Here is a 4,468-nt window from a genome sequence, read left to right as displayed (position 1 = left end):
GACGAAGCGGCCGAACGCATCGCCCGCGTCCTGCACAACGACCCGGCCACCGGGGTGATGCGCCATGCCGATGCCGGCTACGACATCGCCATCGACTGCGCCAACGAGCAGGGCCTGAACCTGCCGATGGTTAACGGCTGATAGACGCCAGCCCGGCAGGGCATCAAGACTCCGAGGTGATAAAAATGAACAGCAGTCCATTTACCCTACAACTGCAAGGCGTGCGCGTGCTGGACATCAGTCGCGTGCTGGCCGGGCCGCATTGCACGGCGATGCTCGCGGATCTGGGGGCCGACGTCATCAAGTTCGAAGTGCCGCAAGAGGGCGATGATGCCCGGCACCTGGGGCCATTTTTGGATGGCGAGAGCGTGTATTTCGGGTTGATTAACCGGGGCAAGCGCAGCGTTGAAATCGATTTCAAGGACCCGGCGGATCGTCAGCGTTTTTATGAGTTAGTGGCCGATGCGGATGTGGTGGTCGAGAACTTCCGTCCCGGGGTTACCCAACGGCTGGGCATTGATTTCGATACCCTCAAACAGCACAACCCGCAGCTGATCTACGCCAGCATTTCGGGCTTTGGCCAGGATGGTCCGCTGTCCAGCCGTCCGGCCTACGACATCGTGGCCCAGGCCATGTCCGGCCTGATGAGCGTGACCGGATTTGCAGCCACCGGGCCGACCCGCAGCGGCGAGGCCATCGGCGACCTGTGCGCAGGGGTGTACGCGGCCTGGGCAATCAGCTCGGCGCTGTTTGCCCGTGAGCGTCATGCTCCGGGTGCGCAGTACATCGACGTGGCCATGTTTGATGTGCTGTTCAGTTTGCAAATGACCGGTCTGTCCAACCTTTACGCCAACGGTGTTGCGCCGGGGCTGGTGGGTAACCGGCATCCGGTCTCGACACCGTTCGACACCTACCGCGCTGCCGATGGTCTGGTGGTGATTGCCGTGGCCAGCAATCGTTTGTTCGAGCGCTTGTGTCACTGCATGGGGCAACCGGAACTGGCCACTGATCCACGGTTTATCGATGACACCCGGCGCACGCTGAACGAGCCGGCGTTGCGCGCAGCCATCGAAGGCTGGACGGCACAGCACAGCGTCGAGCATTTGTGTGACGGCTTGCTGGACGCGGGAGTGCCCTCGTCACCGGTCTGGAACCTGGCCGAGGCCGCAGACAGCGAACATGCCCGAGTGCGTCAGTTGCAGGTTCTGCCTGAGGGCGGGGCCTTACCGCTGGTGCCGCAACCGGTGTTTTTCAATGGCCAGAAACCACACGCAACCACTCGCGCCCCGCAATTGGGCGCCGACAACAGGCTGTTTGGCCTGAGCAAATCAGGAGAGCACGCATGAACTTTGAATTGAATGCAGAAGAACTGGCGGTGATTGAAAGTGCCGAGCAGGTCGCACGCGAAGTGATTCAACCGCTGGCCCGGCATTACGACGAAACCGAAACATTCTGCGCCGACAGCATCAAGGCCTTGGGTGACCTGGGGTGCATGGGGATCAACTTGCCTGAGACTTACGGTGGGTTGGGGATCGGCAGTCTGGCCATGAGCCGTGTGGTGGAGGCTGTGGCAGGGGCGTGTGCGTCAACGGCGTCGGCCATGACCGCACACTTCCTGGCCACGGACTCGATTCTGCTGGGCGGAACCGAGGCGCAGAAGCAGGAGTGGCTACCACGTGCTGCAAGTGGCGAACTGCTGGGCGCATTCGCCCTGACCGAACCGGCCGCAGGTTCAAACCCTGCCGACATGCGCAGTCGTGCCGTGCGTGAAGACGGTGGCTGGCGCGTACGCGGCAGCAAGCATTACATCACCAACGCCAAAGAAGCCGATTTCATCGTTCTTTACGTCAAGACGGATGCTGAAGCAGGGCACAAGGGCATTAGCGCTTTTATGGTGCCCCGTGGCACGCCCGGGATCGATTTTTCCAGCCCGGAAAAAACCATGGGCTTGCGTGGCAGCACGATTTACGAGTTGGCGCTCGATTGCTGGTTGCCGGCATCGGCATTGCTGGGTGTTGAAGGGCAGGGCTTTAATACTGCGATGGCGGTACTGGATCGCGGACGGGTCGAAGTGGCGGCGATGTCGCTGGGTATCGCCAATGCGGCCTTGCAAGCCAGTCTGAACTGGGTGCGTGAACGGCAGATCGGGCCCAAGCCGCTGGCCGCCTATCAAGGTACGCAATGGCGGCTGGCGGATATGTATGCGCAGCTTGAGAGCGCCCGTCTGCTGACCATGAAAGCTGCGGCACGGCGTGACAGCGGCGAACGTTTCAGTCTGGATTCGGCCACGGCCAAACTGGTGGCTGCCGAATGTGCCGGTTTTGTCACCGATGCGGCGCTGCAATTGCATGGAGGTTATGGCTACGTTCGCGACTTGCCCCTTGAGCGCTATGTACGCGACGCGCGGATCCTGAGGATTTTTGAAGGCACCTCGGAGGTACAGAAAATCATCATTTCCCGTGCCTTGCTCGACGCCTGCAAGTAATCGGTTTGCGGCAGGAGCACCGCTCCTGCCAGCGGTTGCAGGGATGCGCAGCGGTACGGTCAAGGATTGGAAAAGTCTTTCCCAAAACAACGGGCGCACCCACGGTGACGACCTCAAGGAACTGCTTATGTCCACGCACAATGAAGATTCACCGCGGGCCGCGCTGGTCGAACAGCGCTCAATTGATTACATCCCGGAATCCGAACGCCATGGCCGCCTGTTCAGTCAGTTTACCTTGTGGTTCGGGGCGAACTTGCAAGTGACGGCGATTGTCACCGGGGCACTGGCCGTGGTACTGGGCGGCGATGTGTTCTGGTCGCTGATCGGCCTGTTGATCGGACAAGTACTGGGTGGTGCAATCATGGCGCTGCATGCGGCGCAAGGCCCCAAGCTGGGCTTGCCGCAGATGATCTCCAGCCGGGTACAGTTCGGTGTTTATGGCGCGGTGATACCGATCGTACTGGTGTGCCTGATGTACGTGGGCTTTTCGGCCAGCGGTTCGGTACTGGCCGGGCAGGCAGTCGGGCAACTGGCGGGTGTCAGTGATTCGTGGGGCATTCTGATTTTTGCCGCGTTGATCGTGCTGCTGACCATCCTCGGCTATCGCACCATTCATATGATTGGACGGGTGGCGAGCGTGGTCGGCGTCCTGGCGTTCTTCTATTTGTTCTACACCTTGCTGTCGCAAAATGATGTCGCGGTGCTGCTGAGCAACCGGCACTTCTCGCTGAGCAGTTTTTTGCTGGCCATCTCGCTCTCGGCGTCATGGCAGATCGCGTTTGGGCCGTATGTTGCCGACTACTCGCGTTACTTGCCGGGCAAAACCTCGTCGGTGAAAACCTTTCTGGCGGTCGGTCTGGGTTCGGTGGTGGGGTCGCAGATATCGATGGTCTTCGGGGTGTTTGTGGCGGCGCTGGCGGGAGACAAATTCGCCGGCCATGAAGTGTCGTACATCGTAGGGCTGAGCTCGACCGGGGCGATGGCCGCAGTGCTGTATTTCTGCGTGGTATTCGGCAAAGTGACGATCACTACGCTCAATGCCTATGGCAGTTTCATGTCGCTGGCGACCATTGTCAGCGGGTTTCGCGGCAATCACGAGATTTCCAGAAGCCTGCGCCTTGTCTACATCCTGATCATGGTGGGGCTGGCCACCTTGCTGGCGTTGTTGGGGCAGCACTCGTTCCTGCACGATTTTTCGGCATTCATTCTGTTTCTGCTCGCGTTTTTCACGCCGTGGAGCGCCATCAACCTGGTGGACTTCTATCTGATAAGCAAAGAGCGCTACGACGTCCCGGCACTGTCTAACCCAAATGGCCGATACGGACGCTGGAACCTGCGCGGTATTCTCGTGTATGCCTTTGGGGTAGTGATCCAGCTGCCTTTTATTGCCACCAGTTTCTACACCGGGCCATTGGTCGAACATCTGGGCGGTACCGATATCTCCTGGATCATCGGCCTGACGCTACCCGCGCTGGTGTACTACTTCGTGGCCCGCCATTCGGGGCAAACAATACCGGACCGGCTTATTTTGCCAGGCGAGCCGTCTGCGGTTTAAGGGTTTTCAATCAACACTGGTGGAGGGCGCCGGTACGAGCCGGCGCCATGCCCAAGGCAATGTATAGCCATTGAGGGAGAAGCAATGAAGGTGCTGGCCTGTATCAAACGAGTGGTCGATTACAACGTTAAGGTTCGCGTCAAAGCGGACAACTCCGGCGTTGACCTCGCCAACGTCAAGATGTCGATGAACCCCTTCTGCGAAATCGCTGTGGAAGAAGCCGTACGCCTGAAAGAACTCTCTATAAAAGAAGGGCGCGTTGCGACTGAAATCGTCGTCGTCTCCATCGGTCCGGCCACGGCTCAGGAACAGCTGCGTACTGCGCTGGCTCTGGGTGCCGATCGCGCCATCCTCGTCGAATCTGCCGAAGACCTGACCTCGCTGGCCGTGGCCAAGCTGCTCAAGGCGGTGGTCGACAAGGAGCAGCC

4 protein-coding genes and 1 pseudogene are annotated in these 4,468 nt (G+C 59.8%); all 5 read left to right on the top strand.

Going from position 1 to position 4,468, the window contains the following annotated elements:
* The coding region (locus AWM69_RS22475; protein ID WP_218727740.1) for a hypothetical protein at window positions 1-141 on the top strand (141 nt) is incomplete at its 5' end.
* Between the two features lie 44 nt (window positions 142-185).
* Window positions 186-1,346 carry a CaiB/BaiF CoA-transferase family protein gene (locus AWM69_RS22470; protein ID WP_218728569.1) on the top strand — a complete coding sequence of 387 codons (1,161 nt, stop codon included), beginning with the start codon at window positions 186-188 and terminating at the stop codon, window positions 1,344-1,346.
* Entirely contained in the window at window positions 1,343-2,485 is a 1,143-nt protein-coding gene (locus AWM69_RS22465; protein WP_218728567.1) for an acyl-CoA dehydrogenase family protein, read from the top strand. Before AWM69_RS22470 ends, AWM69_RS22465 begins: the two co-directional genes overlap by 4 nt.
* A gap of 127 nt (window positions 2,486-2,612) precedes the next feature.
* Window positions 2,613-4,040, top strand: coding sequence for a cytosine permease (locus tag AWM69_RS22460; RefSeq protein ID WP_218728565.1), 1,428 nt, complete (start codon window positions 2,613-2,615; stop codon window positions 4,038-4,040).
* Window positions 4,041-4,124: 84 nt separating this feature from the next.
* Window positions 4,125-4,468, top strand: a pseudogene (locus tag AWM69_RS22455) (electron transfer flavoprotein subunit beta/FixA family protein); the annotation flags it as partial.

This window comes from Pseudomonas sp. D1HM (genome assembly GCF_019266105.1).
GTDB lineage: Bacteria > Pseudomonadota > Gammaproteobacteria > Pseudomonadales > Pseudomonadaceae > Aquipseudomonas > Aquipseudomonas taetrolens.
Note: the sequence above shows the minus strand (reverse complement) of the source record. Positions and strands in the feature narration are given on the sequence as shown.